Source organism: Janthinobacterium sp. RA13 (assembly GCF_000745325.1).
Classification (GTDB): Bacteria; Pseudomonadota; Gammaproteobacteria; order Burkholderiales; family Burkholderiaceae_D; genus Janthinobacterium; species Janthinobacterium rivuli.
In genome coordinates this window covers 3,171,542-3,186,934 of record NZ_JQNP01000001.1, presented here as the reverse complement: position 1 = coordinate 3,186,934, position 15,393 = coordinate 3,171,542, and the positions used below count along the sequence as shown (strand labels likewise).

Sequence of the window (15,393 nt, the reverse complement as noted above, 5' to 3'; positions counted from 1 at the left end):
AGGTGGTACACTGGCGCCCCTCAACGTATTTTGCCCCTCTATCGCCATGACCAAAACCAACACGCCTTCCCCAAAACGCCGCGAAGAGGGCGTCGCCAAGCTGACCGTCAATCCCTTCCTCGACGCCGAGTTTTACGCGCGCATGCGCGACTATACGGAGCGCGATGCGGCCATCATCAAGGAACTGAAGGCGATCGCCGAGATCCGCGCCGGCAACAAGCAGCCCGATCCGCGCCTGGCGCCGTCGCTGCAGGCACTGCGCGATACCGTCAAAAAAGGTTTGACGTTTGGCGAGATGCTCGACCGCATCGCGGCCGGCAAGGAAAAGGGCTTGTGGGAACCGTGGATGACGACCTTCGGCATCGAGATCCGCGCCGTCAACTACGGCGCCGGCCCGCGTAACGCCTGCCTGGTGCTGGACCTGGCCGCGAATGCCCCCGCGCACGCCATGTTCGCCAAGGCGGGCATCCAGAACTGGCGCAGCCTGGCCGCCGACGACTGCTCCGTCGTGCGCTCGGAAAAAGCGACGGAAACGACGCCCCTGAAAGTGTATGCCGTGTTTTACCTGGATCCATTGCCAGCTTGAATCAGTAACACGACCGCCAGCACGATCAGCATCACGCCCGACAGCCGTTCCAGCGACGGCAGCGCGCGGGCAAAGCGCTGCCGCAAGGCGGCGCTGCCTATCGCCAGCGCCACGGCCATATCCCACCCCAGCACGGCAAAGACCATCCACGCGCCATACGCCGCCATCGCGGCGTGACTCGTCTGCCTGCCAGCCAGCACGGTGGCCAGGCTGACGTAGAACAGCGCATTCTTGGGGTTCAGGATGGCCGAGACAAACCCCATCGCGACACCGCCGCGCCAGCGCGCCTTGCCGCTGGCGGGCGCCGCTTCCAGGCTGGTCTTGCCCGCATGGCGCAGGAACAGCCAGCCCAGGTACAGCAGATAGGCGCATCCCGCCAGCCGCACCACCATGAATGCCGTGCTGCCCGCCCGCAGCACCGACAGTCCGCCAAACGCCGCCACGATAAACACGGCATTGGCCACGGTAATGCCCACGCACGTGCCGGCGGCGGCGCGCCAGCCGTGGGCCAGCGAGGTGCGCGCGATCAGGAAAAAATCGGGGCCGGGCGACAGCAGGGACAGAAAGTGGGCGGCGGCGATGAAAAGAAAATCCTGCATGGGGTTCGGCTCCGGCAATGGCGAAGCGCGAGTATGCAGGGACAGGCGGCGGCCTGTATTGAAGAAAATTGCAGCTTAGCGGTAGCGTCCCGGCGTGATGCCCGCATGCGCCTTGAAGACGCGCTGCAAATGGCTCTGGTCGGCAAAGCCCAGCTCATGCGCCAGCTGCGCCAGCGCCGTCCCCGCCTGCAAGCGGCTGCGCGCGCGGTTCACGTGCGCGTTCAACTGGTAGGCATGCGGCGTCATACCGGTGGCAGCGCGAAAGGCGCGGATCAATTGAAAAGGACTCAGGCCTGCCGCTTGCGCCAGTTGTCGCAGGCTGGCCGAGGGCTGCGCCTGCAGCGTTGCGAGCACGGGCGCCAGCCGTTGCGGCACGGGCTTGCGTTCCGAAGGCAGCAGGTCTGCGCAGGCGCTGGCGCAGGCGCCCAGGAAGGCCAGCAGCGCCGCATCTTTCTCCGCCGCGCTGGCCGATGAAAACAGCAGCGCATTCATGGCGCAAAACTGCGCGTACAGCACAGGGCAATGCAGCACGCGCGCCGTGTCGCCATCGAGCGCCGGCGCGTGTGCTTGCATCCATGCCGCATCGAGATGCAGCATCTGGTAGCTCCACAGGGCGCCAGGCAGGGGATTGCAGGCGTGCACGCAGCCGGCCGGCACCAGCACCAGGCTGCCATTGCCGAGCGCGACTTTGCCGTCTTTGCTGCCCGTAAAGATGCTGCCACCCGCATCGACGGCGCCGATGGAAAAGGTGGGATGGCTGTGCGGCTTGTAGCATGCGCGGCTGTTACAGGCGCGCCGGCTTTCCACGTGGGGCATGGCTGGATCGCGCCAGAAGGCGGTGGTGCCCGGCATGGCTACATCAAAATCACGTCGTACTGCTCCTGATGGTAGGCATTCTCCACCTGCAGCGAGATTTTCTTGCCGATGAAGTCACCGAGCATGGCCAGGTGCTGCGATTCTTCTTCCAGGAACAGATCCACGACTTCCTGCGAGGCGAGGATGCGGAATTCGCGCGGGTTGAACTGTTTTGCCTCGCGCAGCAGTTCGCGCAGGATTTCATAGCAGATCGTGCGCGAAGTCTTGACTTGTCCCTTGCCGGCGCAGGCGGGGCACGGTTCGCACAGGATGTGGGCCAACGATTCGCGCGTGCGCTTGCGCGTCATTTCCACCAGGCCCAGCGGCGAGAAATTGCTCACCGAAACCTTGGTGCGGTCGCGCGACAAGGTGCGTTTCAGTTCGGCCAGCACGGCGTTGCGGTGCTCGGCATTGTCCATGTCGATGAAGTCGAGGATGATGATGCCGCCCAAGTTGCGCAGGCGCAGCTGGCGGGCGATGGCGTGCGCCGCTTCCAGGTTGGTCTTGAAAATCGTGTCGGCGAAATTGCGCCCGCCCACAAAACCGCCCGTGTTGACGTCGATGGTGGTCATCGCTTCCGTCTGGTCGACGATCAGGTAGCCGCCCGATTTCAGGTCGACCCGGCGGCCCAGCGCGCGCAAGATTTCCTCTTCCACGCCATACAGGTCGAACAATGGGCGCTCGCCCGTGTAGTGCTGCAGGCGCGTCAGTTCGCTGGGCGTGTAGATTTCCGCGAATTCGCGCAATTTCACGTAATTTTCGCGCGAGTCGACCTGGATGGTGGCCGTTTCATCGCCGACGAAGTCGCGCAGCACGCGCTGCGCCAGGCTCAAATCCTGGTGCAGCAGGCTGGTGGCGGGACGCGTGCGCGCGCCGTGCGTGATGGTGCTCCAGGTTTTGCGCAGGTAGTCGACGTCCGCCTTCAGGTCCGCATCGGAAGCGTCCTCGGCCATGGTGCGCACGATGTAGCCGCCCTTTTCATCGGGTGGCAGCAGGCTTTGCAGGCGCACGCGCAATTGCTCGCGCTCCGCTTCCTTTTCGATCTTCTGCGAGATGCCGATGTGCTTGTCTTGCGGCAGGTACACCAGCATGCGCCCGGCGATGGAAATCTGCGTCGACAGGCGCGCGCCCTTGGTGCCGATCGGGTCCTTGATCACCTGCACCGTCAGCACCTGGCCGTCGAAGAGGATTTTTTCGATCGGCGCCGGTGTGGCGTTCTGGCCGTCGTGGCCGCGCGCTTCCCAGATGTCGGCCACATGCAAAAAGGCGGCGCGTTCCAGGCCGATGTCGATGAAGGCCGACTGCATGCCCGGCAATACGCGCACCACTTTGCCGGAATACACATTGCCGGCCAGGCCGCGCGTGAGCGTGCGCTCGATGTGCAATTCCTGCACGGCGCCCTGCAGGATGAGGGCGACGCGCGTTTCTTGCGGCGTGATATTGATCAGGATGTCTTCGTTCATGGGGGCGCGGGAGTGGAGGCAACGAATGACATCATACCCGGGATCAGGGCAGGGGCAAACCTGCTTCACGCAGCAATTGCGCCGTCTCGTACAGGGGCAGGCCCATGATGCCGGAGTGGCTGCCTTCGATGTGCTCGACGAACAGCGCGGCGCTGCCCTGGATGCCGTAGGCGCCGGCCTTGTCGTACGGCTCGGGCGTGGCGCAATACGCGGCGATCGAGGCGGGCGAGAGCACGCCGAAGCGCACTTGCGACACCTGCGTGCGCTGTTCGGCGAAATCCTTGTAGTGCACGGCGATCGAGGTGAGCACCTCGTGCGTGCGGCCAGACAGCTGCTGCAGCATGGCCACCGCTTCCGCGCGGTCGGCCGGCTTGCCGAGGATGACGCCATCGATGGTGACGGTGGTGTCGGCAGCCAGTACGGGACGCGGGGTCAGGTGGCGGCGGCGCACGAGGTCCCAGGCGAAGGCGGCCTTTTCATTCGATACGCGGGCGACATAGTCGAGCGCCGATTCGCCGGGCAGGACTTCCTCGGTGACGTCGGCGCCGCGCGGGCCGTCGCTGCGCAGCAGCAGCAATTCGAAATCGATGCCGATCTGGCGCAGCAGTTCGCGCCGGCGCGGGCTTTTGGAGGCGAGGTAGATCTTGTGATCAGCCGTTTTCATGAGGGAGTTCAGACGCGGTGATAGGGGTGGTTTTGCGTGATCGACCAGGCCCGATAGAGCTGCTCGGCGAGGATCACGCGCACCACGCCGTGCGGCAGGGTCATGCTGGAAATGCGCAGCATGCCTTCGGCACGTGCCTTGAGTTGCGGATCGAGGCCGTCGGCGCCGCCGATCAAAAAGGCGGTGTCGCGGCCATCCTGCTGCCACGTCATCAACTGCTGCGACAGGCCGACGCTGGTCAGGTCCTTGCCGCGTTCGTCGAGGGCGATGATGCGCACGCCCTTGGGCAGGACGGCTTCGATGCGTTCGCGTTCCAGCGCCATCGCCGTGGCGGCGGTCTTGCTGCCGGAACGCTCCACCGGCTTGATTTCTTTCAGCACGATGCGCAATTCCGGCGGCATGCGCTTCGCGTATTCCGCGAAGCCCGTCTCTATCCAGGCCGGCATTTTATGGCCGACCGCAGCGATGATGAGCTGCATCGAGGCTTACGCTTCGACTTTTTTGATACGCTTGATCACGGTTTTTGCCGGTGCAGCATCGGCTGCCGGCTTGGCCGCGCGTGGGGCGCGCACTTTTTTCTCTGGCAGCGCTTTCAGTGCTTTGACGGCAGCCGCTTCGGTCTTGGTTGGCGCGACTTTCACGGTCTTGCCGACGGCTTTGGAAGCGGTGGCTTTCTTCGCCGGGGCTTTCTTGGCGGCGGTGGCGGCCGTGGCTTTCTTCGCTGGCGTTTTCTTTTCGATCACGGGCGAAGCTTCCACATTGGCCTTGCTTGCCGCCAGATGGCCGCTGACCTTTTTCGGCTCGTCGCCGGCCGCTTTTTTCGGCGCGCGCTTGGCGGCGCCCAGCTTGACCGGCGTGTCGCCCCAGATTTCTTCCAGGCGGTAGTAGGCGCGGATCGGTGCTTGCATGATGTGGACGATCATGTCGCCCAGATCGACCAGCACCCATTCACCGGTGTCCTCGCCTTCCATGCCGATGATGTCGCCGCCGGCGTCCTTGACCTTGTTGCGTACCGAGGCGGCCAGCGCCTTGGTTTGACGGTTCGAGGTACCGGAGACGATCGCGATGCGGTCGAACAGGCTGGTCAGGTGACTCGTTTCGAAGACGGCGATGTCTTGGCCTTTGACGTCTTCAAGGGCGTCAACGACGAGGGTTTGCAGTTTTTTGATGTCCATTTAGCTTTTGTATAAATTATGTTGTTCAATATAGTCTAGCACTAGCGGGGAAACAAGCGAGTTTGCCCGATTCCCCCGTTGTAATGCCGCACGTATTTCGGTGGCGGAGATATCCACCGCGAAGTCCTGTGCCAGATAAGTCAGACCGTGCGGCGTGTTGCGGATGCTGTCCAGTGACCCCAGGCGGCGCGAAAATTCTTCGGCGACCACTTGCGGCACTGCGGTGTCATTCAGCGCGAAGCCGGGGCGGGCCGCGACGCAGATATGCGCGTATTCAAATAATTGCTGCCATTCGCGCCATGTCGCGAGCCGCTGCAGCTGGTCGGCGCCCATCAAAAAAACGATGGAAGCGCGCGCACCCAGCTCGGCGCGTACCTGGCGCAAGGTATCGATGGTGTAGCTGGCCTGGCCATGTTCGCTGCGCTCGATTTCCTGGCGGTCGATCATGACCGGCAAGGGCAGGCCGGCAAACGCCAGGCCGGCCATCTCGGCGCGCTGCTGGCCGCTGGCGCCCAGCTTGCTCTTTTGCCAGGGCGCGCCGGCCGGAATCACGCGCAGTTCATCGGCGTGCAGCAGGCTGGAAAAATGCGTGCCCAGCGCGACATGGCCCATATGCACCGGATCGTAGCTGCCGCCCAGCAGCGCCACGCACGCCATACTACTTTCGTTCACGCCTGCAGCCAGTCGCGATGCACGAGGAAGTCAGTATACAACGCCGCTTCGGGACTGCCCGCTTCCGGGTGCCAGTCGTAGCGCCACTTGACCACGGGCGGCATCGACATCAGGATCGCCTCGGTGCGGCCGCCCGACTGCAGGCCGAACAGGGTGCCGCGGTCGAACACCAGGTTGAACTCGACATAGCGTCCACGCCGGTAGCACTGGAAATCGCGTTCGCGTTCGCCGTACGGCGTATCCTTGCGGCGCGCCAGGATCGGTACATACGCGTCGATGAAGGCGTCGCCGGCGCTGCGCATCATGGCAAAGCTGTCGTCAAAGCCCAGGGCGTTGAAGTCGTCGAAGAATATGCCACCGGCGCCGCGCGCTTCGCGCCGGTGCTTCAGGTAGAAATAATCGTCGCACCACTGCTTGAACTTCGGATGCAGCTCGTCGCCAAACGGCGCCAGCGCATCATGGCACACCTGGTGAAAGTGCTTCACGTCGTCCGCGTCGCCATAATACGGCGTCAGGTCCATGCCGCCGCCGAACCACCATACGGGTGCGCCATCGGCATTCACGGTGGTGAAGAACCGTACATTCATGTGCACCGTGGGCGCATACGGATTACGCGGATGCAGCACCAGCGACACGCCCATCGCTTCCCACGCCTTGCCACCGAGTTCAGGGCGCGCGGCCGCGGCCGATGGCGGCAATGCGGCGCCGGTGACGTGTGAAAAATTCACGCCGCCACGCTCGAACACATTGCCTTCCTCGATCAGCCGCGAAATGCCGCCGCCGCCCTCGGGGCGCTGCCAGGCATCGGTCAGGAAGGGCTTGCCGTCCTGCGCTTCGAGAGCCTGCACGATACGGTTTTGCAAATCGAGCAAATAGGCCTTGACGGCCGAAGGAGAGGGAGTTGACGACATCGCGTGGGCCGACGAGGCCGAAATAAAAAAGTAAGGACGGATTGTACCCTGTAACGGATTTTTGTGATAGCAAAACCGGCGATGCTGTCGCCGGCCCTGCTTTACCGAGGTGGCTTGTCCTGCACCACCTGGACATCATATTGCACGCTGTCGTGGCCCGGTTGGCGGGCTGCGTCGAGTGCTTGCGCCGCGCGCTGCCGCAGGTCGTCGCGCTCCACCGTGTCGACCGGCTGCGCCAGCGGTGCCACAGGCGCTGGCTGCTCGCGCTTGAACCACAACGGTCCTGCAATCGCCACCATCATCAGCAGCACCAGCATCAGCACGATCATCAGGACGTTGAACGGGCGCGCGGCGCGCCGGCCATACCGGGCCGGCGGTTTGCCGGCGGCATCGACGATCACGCGCGCCAGTGGCGAGCCGTTCGCGCGCGTGCGCGCTTGCAGCTCCTTGTATTGCAGCGGCGATAGCGTGCCCTGTTTCAGCATATGGCGCAGGGCCGCGACGGGCGTGGCGGCCAGATGCTCGGCTGGCAGGCTGTCGTGGGCGGCGTCGCGCTGCCACGTGTTGATCAGGTTTTGCTGGTACAGCGCGTCGACCGCCTGCCGGTTCACCTGCTGCAGCGCGGCGCTGGCCAGTTGCCGGCGTGGTTCATCGGTGGGCAGCTTGCGCAGCATCCTGAAAAAACGCTCCTCGGGCACCAGTTCGGCGCGCAGCAGCCAGGCCAGCGTCGCGATCTGGTCGGCATTCATCTTCAGCTCCGGCACATCAATGTCTTCGGCAGCATTGTGGGCGCGCTGCAGCTCGATGATCTCCAGCTCGGCCAGCGTATCGTCGTATTCGTCGCTGGTGATCAGGCCGAGGCGCAGCAGTTCTGCCAGCGGCAGCAAGCGCGGATCGGTGCTCATGGCTGCAGGCCTCCGCTAAACCAGCCGTACACGACGGACATTGCCAGGATCAGCCCCAGCACGATCAGCGCGCCTTTCCAGGCCGGTGGGCGCTTGTACGGGATGCGGTCGTGACCATGGCGCAGCCTGGATGCTTCCATGATGTCGCGCGTCAGTTCGCTGCCATGCTCACGCACGCGCACTTCGAGCGCCTCGAACTGCGCCGTCGGCAGGATGTCGTTGACCACCAGCCAGCGCATGGCGATCCAGGGCGCATAGAACATGCGGTCGGCCGGCACCGCAGCGTGGGCCGCATCGCGCTGGAACTGGTTCAGCAAATCGAGCTCGTACAAGGCGTCGACCTCGCGGCGGTTGTAGTACCGCACCCCCTCGGCTGCCAGCGCCTGTTGCCGGGGCGGCAGTTTGGCCATCCGCTTGTCGAAGTCATTCTTGGACAGCAGATCGGTCAGCAGCAGCCAGCCCAGGGTGCTGACCAGGTCCGCGTCCTGCATCAGCTCCGGCATGTCGACCGGATCCTCGGGCGGGTGCAGGCGCTCATGGGCGGCGACATCGCGTTCCGAGTTGGCCTCGTCCAGTTCCTGCGCGGTGATCAGGCCAAGCTGGTGCAGCTGGTTCAGCGATGCGTGGGGCGGTTCGATATACATGGACTTACTCTTTTACTTTGGCCTGGCGCAGCTCCAGGGCAAATTGTGGCGTTACCGACCAGCCATTGCCGGCAGCGTCGCGTTGGAAGGTAAACTCGCCTTCCTGCATCACTGCCGTGCCGCCGTTGAGCATGCCCAGCAAGGCGTCATTGCGTTCGATCAGCAGGCGGCAGGAATAGACGCCCGGCGAGATTTCCTTGCATGGCGCCAGCGGTTCGATTTCGGCGATTTCGCGCGTGCGCTCCATCGATTGCGTCAACGAAAACGCTTGCCGTGGCTGGGGCGTGATGCGCGCACCAGCCATGCCGTCGCGGAAAGCCTTTTCCAGCGCCTCGCGTCCCAGGGGCTTGGCTTGCTGGGCAAAGTCGCCATCCTCGATGGTGCCAAAGCGCGCCTGGACCAGCATTGGCTGCGCGCCAACATAGCTGATGCGGCTCTTGCTGCCGCTGTCGTCGCGCGCGACGGTATAGGCATATTCCATCTTCTCGCCATCGAGCTCGATCGTGGCCAGGCAGCCCCGGATATTGTGTGACGAGGCGTAACCGGCTTCTTTCACGTCGTGCAGGCTTGCCTTGCCCACGCCTTCCGGCGCTGCCTTGTTGAGCATGCGTGTCACGGTGGCGATCGTGTTGCTGGAGTCACACTCGGGCACGGAATTGCCACCAACCAGGTACCAGACCATGCCGGCCAGCGCCAGCGGCGCGACGATTACCCAGGTCAGGCGCGAACCGGGAAACAGGCTGCCGAGGATCACGCCGCGTACCGCCTTCTTATGTTCCTCCTGGCGTCCTTGCGCATGCTGGATCGCGCGCTTTGCGTCATCGCTGCCGCCGGACGCGATGCGCTGGGCCATGGACTTGAATTCTGCGCGCTGCAGCAGTTCCACATGCAGCATCCAGTTCAGCGCCTCGCCCGGCGTGGGCAGCAAGACGTCGTCGGGCAGGTGTGCCAGCGCCCGCTGGTACTGCTCCTGCGTGAGCAGCGTTTCGTCACGCAGGTGATCGAGCGATTCGCGATTGAGCACCTCCACCAGCTGCTGCAATATCGACAAACGCAGTGCCAGCTCGTCGCCGGTGAAGTGGCGCTCCAAGCTCAACAACAGGCTGTTCACATCCTCGGACGTAACGATCTGGCGCCGGTACAACCACATCAAGGTGTCGGGTAGCGGCGTTCCGACGGCGAGCTGCGGCAAGTCGGGATGCGCAAGCGCCTGCTCGCGCTGGCGGCGCGTGAGCAGCTTCAGCACATGCAGCGCCTCGACGGAAGTATGCGTGGACACAGGTGGATTGCTTGTCATTGGGAGTGGGTTTATCAAGAATAAAGATGATAAATTTTACAATGCAATCTCGTTTCCCCAGCGCACTATTGAAGTTGCGCCTGATCCAGTTCCATTCTGAACCGCGGTGTTACCGACCAGTTCTTGCCATCCTTGCTGCGCTGGAAGGTAAAGTCGCCTTGCTGCAGCACGGAGAGGCTCCACACGGTGGTTGGCGCCATGCGCGCGATATCGTTACGCTCGACCAGCAGCCGGCAGGACTGGATGCCGGGTCTTAGCTCGCGGCATGGCGCGACCGCTTCGACATCGGCAATTTCGCGGTAATGCTGCGGCGACAGCAGCATGCCCAGGTCCGGGAACAGCAGCGGTTTGCCGCGCAAGCCATCCATGCCTGCCAGCATCGCCTGCAACAGTGCTTCGCGTCCGATCGGCTCCGCCTGCTGCACGAAGTCGCCGTTCCACGCGATCTTGCCGAAGCGCGCCTGTATCAGCTCCGGCCGCGCATCGTCATAGACGATACGGCTCTTGCGGCGACCTTCGACGCGAGACACGGTATACGCGTATTGCATCGATTTGCCATGCGAGTTGACGGTGGCCAGGCAGCCACGGGTTTTTTGCGACCAGGCATAGCCGGCCTGTTTGATATCGTGCAGGCCGATCCTGGCCGCCGTCACGGCGGCCAGCGTTTCGCGGTCGTCGCATTGCGGTACCGCGTAGCTGCTGAACCAGTGCCAGGCCAGGCCGGCAACGAGCAGCGAGGCAAGCGTCAGCCAGGCCAGGGGGCTCACCGGGGCATCGTTGTCTGGTGCGGCAAGGCCGCTTGGCATGGTCATGGCGAGGAATGGGGGGCAGTCAGAATGAAAACGGGGCCGGGGCGGATGCTGTCCGCGCCGGCCCCGCCATGGGATCGTTATGGGGCGATCAATGCTTCAGGCCGCGCCAGCCGATGTCGCGGCGGTACTGCGCGCCGTCGAAATGGATTTTTTCCACGGTTTCATATGCCTGCTTCTGCGCCATCTTGATGCTGTCGCCCAGGCCCACCACGCACAGCACGCGGCCACCGTTGGTGACCAGGCGCTCGCCTTCGATGCGGGTGCCCGCATGGAAGGTGACGGAGTCAGGTGTTTCGGCCGGGATGTCGCCGATGGACGTGCCCTTGACGGGATCGTCCGGGTAGCCGGCGGCGGCCATGACGACGCCAACGGCCGTGCGGCGGTCCCATTCCAGTTCCACGGCGTCGAGCGTGCCGTTGACGGCGTGTTCCATGACGGTCACCAGGTCGGTCTTCAGGCGCGCCATGATCGGCTGCGTTTCCGGGTCACCCATGCGGCAGTTGAATTCCAAGGTCTTCGGCGTGCCCTTGTCGTCGATCATCAGGCCCGCGTACAGGAAGCCCGTGAACGTGATGCCGTCCTTGGCCATGCCCTGGATGGTCGGCACGATGATTTCGCGCATGACGCGCGCATGCATGGCCGGCGTGACGATCGGCGCCGGCGAATACGCGCCCATGCCGCCCGTGTTCGGGCCCTGGTCGTGGTCCTTCAGGCGTTTATGATCCTGGCTGGTGGCCAGCGGCAGGATGTTCTTGCCGTCGCACATGACGATGAAGCTCGCTTCTTCGCCGGCGAGGAATTCCTCGATGACGATGCGCGCGCCGGCGTCGCCGAACTGGTTATCGGCCAGCATATTGTCGACTGCCTGGTGCGCTTCTTCCAGGGTCATGGCAACGACCACGCCCTTGCCGGCGGCCAGGCCGTCAGCCTTGATGACGATGGGCGCGCCCATGGCGTCGACGTAGGCATGCGCGGGAGCGACGTCGGAGAAGGTCTGGTAGGCGGCCGTCGGGATGCCGTGGCGCTGCATGAAGGCCTTGGCGAAGTCTTTCGACGATTCCAGCTGCGCCGCTTCTTTCGTCGGACCGAAGATTTTCAGGCCGCGCGAGCGGAACAGGTTGACGATGCCGGCGGCCAGCGGCACTTCCGGACCGACCACGGTCAGGCTGATGTGTTCCTGTTGAACGAAATCGGCCAGCAATTGCGGGTCGCTGATGTCGAGGTTGACCAGGCGCGCATCGCGCGCGGTGCCGCCGTTGCCCGGCGCGACATACACCATCTGTATGCGTTCGGACTGGGCCAGTTTCCAGGCCAGGGCGTGTTCGCGGCCGCCAGAGCCGACTACCAGAATTTTCATAGGTACCGTTCGTTCAATGTGGGTTGCAGGGCGGCGGTGCCGCCCTTGAGTGCGGAGTGATTAATTCTCTATCAGGGCGTTGGTAAACACTTCCTGGACATCGTCCAGCAGCTCCAGCGCATCGATCAGCTTTTGCATCTTGATGGCGTCGTCGCCCGAGTACACCGTTTCCGTCGCCGGCTTCATGATGACTTCGGCCACTTCAGCCTTGAATCCTGCCGCTTCCAGCGCTTCCTTGACGGTGGCGAAATCGTGCACGGGAGTGACGACTTCGAAGCCGCCTTCTTCATCGGCGATGACGTCGTCGGCGCCCGCTTCCAGGGCCGCTTCCATCAGCTTGTCTTCGTCGGTGCCCGGCGCGAACAGCAACTGGCCGCAGTGCTGGAACATGAAGGCGACGGAGCCTTCGTTGCCCATGTTGCCACCGTTCTTGTTGAAGGCGTTGCGCACCTCGGCCACCGTGCGCACCTTGTTGTCGGTCATGCATTCAACGATGACGGCCGCGCCGCCCACGCCGTAGCCTTCGTAGCGCACTTCTTCGTAGTTGGCGCCATCGACGCCGCCGCTGCCGCGGTTGATCGCGCGCTGGACGTTGTCTTTTGGCATATTGGCGTCAGCCGCCTTGTCGACCGCCAGGCGCAGGCGCGGATTGGTGATGGCGTCGGCGCCGCCCATGCGGGCCGCAACCGTGATTTCCTTGATCAGGCGCGTCCAGATTTTGCCGCGCTTGGCATCGGTGGCAGCCTTTTTATGCTTGATATTGGCCCATTTGCTATGTCCTGCCATGTCGAATCTTCCTTAGACGGGTGTTCAATTGTGGCCGACATTTTAGCATATCGGCCCCTTGCGAAGCGGCATGGCCCCGTCATCAGGATGACACAATCTGTTGCTAAAGTGACGCGCTTTCACCATATCGAGGGCGCGACATCATGGCAAGTCAAATGGACAGGCGGCAATTTCTGAAATTGGGCGGCTTTATTACCGTCTCCGTGGCCACCGTCGGCCTGGCCGCCTGCGGCAGCACCGATTACAGCGATCCTGGCGTGCCGCTGGCCTCGGGCAGCGACTGGAAATTCCCGCAAAGCGTGGCTTCGGGCGATCCGCGCGCCGACAGCGCCATGCTGTGGACGCGCGTCGTGCCCGCCAGTTTCGACGCCGTCGCGCCCGCCGTGGCCGGCAAGTCCGACGTTGCCGTGCGCCTGATCGTCAGCGCCAGCGACAATACGGGCGCTCTGGGCGGCAATACGGCCCTGACGGGAACGCCCATCGTCGACGCCAAGCTACCCCTGAAAGCCGATTTCGACAATACCCTGCGCCACAAGGTGACGGGCTTGCAGCCGGGCCAAGTGTATTTTTACCAGTTCATCGCCGGCGACGTGCGCTCGAACGTGGGCCGCTTCAAGACGGCGCCCGCCGCCACCGCCGACGTGTCGCAGCTGCAGTTCGCCTACCTGACGTGCCAGGACTGGAGCATCAACCACTGGGGCGCGCTGTCGCACATCGCCGCCAATGAAAGCCTGGACTTCATCGTCCACCTGGGCGATTACATCTATGAAACGGTGGGCGAGGCCTTCCAGAGCGGTGCCGTGGAAAGCCGCCACGACCAGTTGAAATTGCCCGATGGCACGTTCAAGAGCGGCAGCGCGGGCGCCAAGTACGCCACCACCGTGGCCGATTACCGCTACCTGTACAAGAAATACCGTACCGATACGCGCCTGCAAGCCGTGCACGAGCGCTTCGCCTTCATCGCCGTCTGGGATGACCACGAGTTCACGGACGATGCCTGGCAGGACGCCTCCACCTATGAAGGCATCGTGGCGACGGACGGCAGCGATTTGCACCAGCCGGCCCGCCGCCGCAGCGCCAACCAGGCGTGGTTCGAATACATGCCGGCCGACGTCACGTTCGATGCCGCCGCGACAACATTCCAGAACATTCAGATTTACCGCGATTTCCAGTTCGGCAAACTGATGCAGCTGGTGATGACGGACGAGCGCCTGTACCGCGCCGACCATGCGATCGCCGAGTCGACCGTCAATCCGGCCACGGGCAAGCCGCTGGGCAGCGTCGGCAGCCGCTACCTGGTGCCGCAAGCGCTGTTCGACAGCGTGGAAGGACAGAAAATGGCGGCAGCCACCAAGGCCGGCGCCGATCCGCTGGCCGCCGTCGGCATGCTGGGCACGACCCAGCGCGACTGGTGGAAAAGCAAGATGAAGGCAGCGACCTCGACCTGGAAGCTGTGGGGCAATGAAGTGTCGCTGCTGCGCATGGGTCTCAATGGCACGGATGCGATTGCCACCTTGCTGGCCCTGAGCGCCATGGCCAACGTGGGGCAGGCCATCGCCAGCACCTTGCCGCTGGTGGGGGGCAGCGTGCCACTGGCGTCGGCCATCGTGGCAGCTTCCACAGCGGGAGCGGCGCAAAACGTGGCGCAAGCGGCGGCCATGGCCATTGCAGGCGCGGCAGCCAATGCCGGCGCGCAGGGTGCCGCTGCCGTGGGCGCCGGCTTGAGCGCGGCCCAGGCCGGCATCACTGTAGCGGCCTACAACAGCGGCTCGCCGACCGCCGCCGCGCAAGTGATCGCCTTCGGCTGGATCAAGCCCGACGTGCAGGCCAAGGGCGCGGCATCGAGCTTTGTCGCCGCTTCCGGCCAGCAAGCGGCGCTGGCGCCATTCTTCACGCGTTTCCTGCTCAATTGCGACCAGTGGGATGGCTACAACAGCGAGCGCAAGAACCTGATGGCGCACCTGAAAACCAATGCCATCGGCAACGTGGTGGCGCTGACCGGTGATATCCACTCGTTCTTTGCCGGTACCGTCAGCGACGACTTCGACGCGGCCGGTGGTGGCACGCCCGTCATGGTGGACCTGGTGTCGGCCGGCGTCAGCTCCGATTCCTTCTTCAGCTACCTGAAGTCGGCGGCCGGCAGCATGGGCAATATCGGCACCCTCGTCAGCTATCCGCTGGCCATCCCCGTCACGGGCCTGGGCACGGTCAATCTCGACATCAACCTGCTCGACTACACCATGGGCAAGGCGGCGCCCACCGTCGACAGCCTGCTGGAGCAATTGCGCGTGCAACTGCGCGGCGCCCTGGCCGCCAAGGGCGTGCCGGAAGCGCAACTCGATGCGACGGTCGCTGCCGTGCAGGCGGGCTTGAAAGCGAGCACTGACTTCAGTGGGACCTTGCTGGGCCTGGCGCAGCAATTGTCCGGCTTGGGCAACAACCCGTGGATCAAGCATTTGAACACGGATGCGCAGGGCTACACGGTGGTCACCTTGACGCCGGGCAAGCTGGTGGCGCAGTTCAAGCAGGTGAATAAACTGATCGGCACGGCGGCGCCGGCAAACGTGATTGCGCGCGTGACGACGGCGACGGTGACGGCGGGTGCGGCGGCGGTGCTTATTTCCTAACCCAAAATGCAAGGGCTGGGGTCGGACCCTCAGGGTCCGA

16 protein-coding genes are annotated in these 15,393 nt (G+C 63.9%); 2 read left to right on the top strand and 14 right to left on the bottom strand.

Annotated features, from left to right (window positions below; translation table 11 throughout):
• Positions 1-46: 46 nt before the first annotated feature.
• The gene (locus tag FG13_RS14105; protein WP_035821807.1) at positions 47-586 is read left to right on the top strand and encodes a hypothetical protein; all 540 of its coding nucleotides are present in this window, start codon (positions 47-49) and stop codon (positions 584-586) included.
• Here FG13_RS14105 and FG13_RS14100 read toward each other — a convergent pair.
• The 14 genes from FG13_RS14100 to FG13_RS14035 form a co-directional block, all read right to left on the bottom strand.
• Entirely contained in the window at positions 562-1,185 is a 624-nt protein-coding gene (locus FG13_RS14100) for a LysE family translocator (RefSeq protein WP_035821805.1), read from the bottom strand. The genes FG13_RS14105 and FG13_RS14100 overlap by 25 nt on opposite strands.
• Before the next feature lie 75 nt (positions 1,186-1,260).
• A complete protein-coding gene (locus tag FG13_RS14095) occupies positions 1,261-2,037 on the bottom strand; it encodes an AraC family transcriptional regulator (RefSeq protein WP_035821801.1) in 777 nt (258 codons plus the stop codon).
• A gap of 2 nt (positions 2,038-2,039) precedes the next feature.
• Complete coding sequence (rng, locus tag FG13_RS14090; protein ID WP_034747098.1) at positions 2,040-3,503, bottom strand: ribonuclease G; 1,464 nt, start codon at positions 3,501-3,503, stop codon at positions 2,040-2,042.
• Between the two features lie 43 nt (positions 3,504-3,546).
• On the bottom strand, positions 3,547-4,167 hold the full coding sequence (locus FG13_RS14085) for a Maf family protein (RefSeq protein WP_035821798.1): 621 nt from the start codon (positions 4,165-4,167) through the stop codon (positions 3,547-3,549).
• An 8-nt stretch (positions 4,168-4,175) separates the two neighbouring features.
• On the bottom strand, positions 4,176-4,646 hold the full coding sequence (rlmH, locus tag FG13_RS14080) for a 23S rRNA (pseudouridine(1915)-N(3))-methyltransferase RlmH (RefSeq protein ID WP_035821794.1): 471 nt from the start codon (positions 4,644-4,646) through the stop codon (positions 4,176-4,178).
• Between the two features lie 6 nt (positions 4,647-4,652).
• Positions 4,653-5,342 (bottom strand): ribosome silencing factor, encoded by a 690-nt coding sequence (gene rsfS, locus FG13_RS14075; protein WP_035821791.1) that lies wholly within the window; start codon positions 5,340-5,342, stop codon positions 4,653-4,655.
• Positions 5,343-5,999, bottom strand: a complete 657-nt coding sequence (gene nadD, locus FG13_RS14070) for a nicotinate-nucleotide adenylyltransferase (RefSeq protein WP_035821789.1) — start codon at positions 5,997-5,999, stop codon at positions 5,343-5,345.
• Between the two features lie 11 nt (positions 6,000-6,010).
• Positions 6,011-6,925 carry an oxygen-dependent coproporphyrinogen oxidase gene (hemF, locus tag FG13_RS14065; protein WP_035821786.1) on the bottom strand — a complete coding sequence of 305 codons (915 nt, stop codon included), beginning with the start codon at positions 6,923-6,925 and terminating at the stop codon, positions 6,011-6,013.
• Positions 6,926-7,026: 101 nt separating this feature from the next.
• On the bottom strand, positions 7,027-7,830 hold the full coding sequence (locus FG13_RS14060; RefSeq protein ID WP_035821783.1) for a hypothetical protein: 804 nt from the start codon (positions 7,828-7,830) through the stop codon (positions 7,027-7,029).
• Positions 7,827-8,474 (bottom strand): hypothetical protein, encoded by a 648-nt coding sequence (locus tag FG13_RS14055; RefSeq protein ID WP_035821781.1) that lies wholly within the window; start codon positions 8,472-8,474, stop codon positions 7,827-7,829. Before FG13_RS14055 ends, FG13_RS14060 begins: the two co-directional genes overlap by 4 nt.
• A 4-nt stretch (positions 8,475-8,478) precedes the next feature.
• Positions 8,479-9,753: a hypothetical protein gene (locus tag FG13_RS14050; RefSeq protein WP_152598770.1), complete on the bottom strand. Its 1,275-nt coding sequence runs from the start codon at positions 9,751-9,753 to the stop codon at positions 8,479-8,481.
• Positions 9,754-9,836: 83 nt separating this feature from the next.
• Entirely contained in the window at positions 9,837-10,583 is a 747-nt protein-coding gene (locus FG13_RS14045; RefSeq protein WP_035821775.1) for a hypothetical protein, read from the bottom strand.
• 88 nt (positions 10,584-10,671) lie between these two features.
• Entirely contained in the window at positions 10,672-11,940 is a 1,269-nt protein-coding gene (gene purD, locus FG13_RS14040) for a phosphoribosylamine--glycine ligase (protein ID WP_035821773.1), read from the bottom strand.
• Positions 11,941-12,000: 60 nt separating this feature from the next.
• On the bottom strand, positions 12,001-12,726 hold the full coding sequence (locus FG13_RS14035) for a YebC/PmpR family DNA-binding transcriptional regulator (protein WP_034747129.1): 726 nt from the start codon (positions 12,724-12,726) through the stop codon (positions 12,001-12,003).
• A gap of 143 nt (positions 12,727-12,869) precedes the next feature.
• On the opposite strand from FG13_RS14035, the gene FG13_RS14030 reads away from it, so the two are divergent.
• Positions 12,870-15,353: an alkaline phosphatase D family protein gene (locus FG13_RS14030; RefSeq protein ID WP_235211732.1), complete on the top strand. Its 2,484-nt coding sequence runs from the start codon at positions 12,870-12,872 to the stop codon at positions 15,351-15,353.
• The last annotated feature ends 40 nt before the right edge of the window (positions 15,354-15,393 follow it).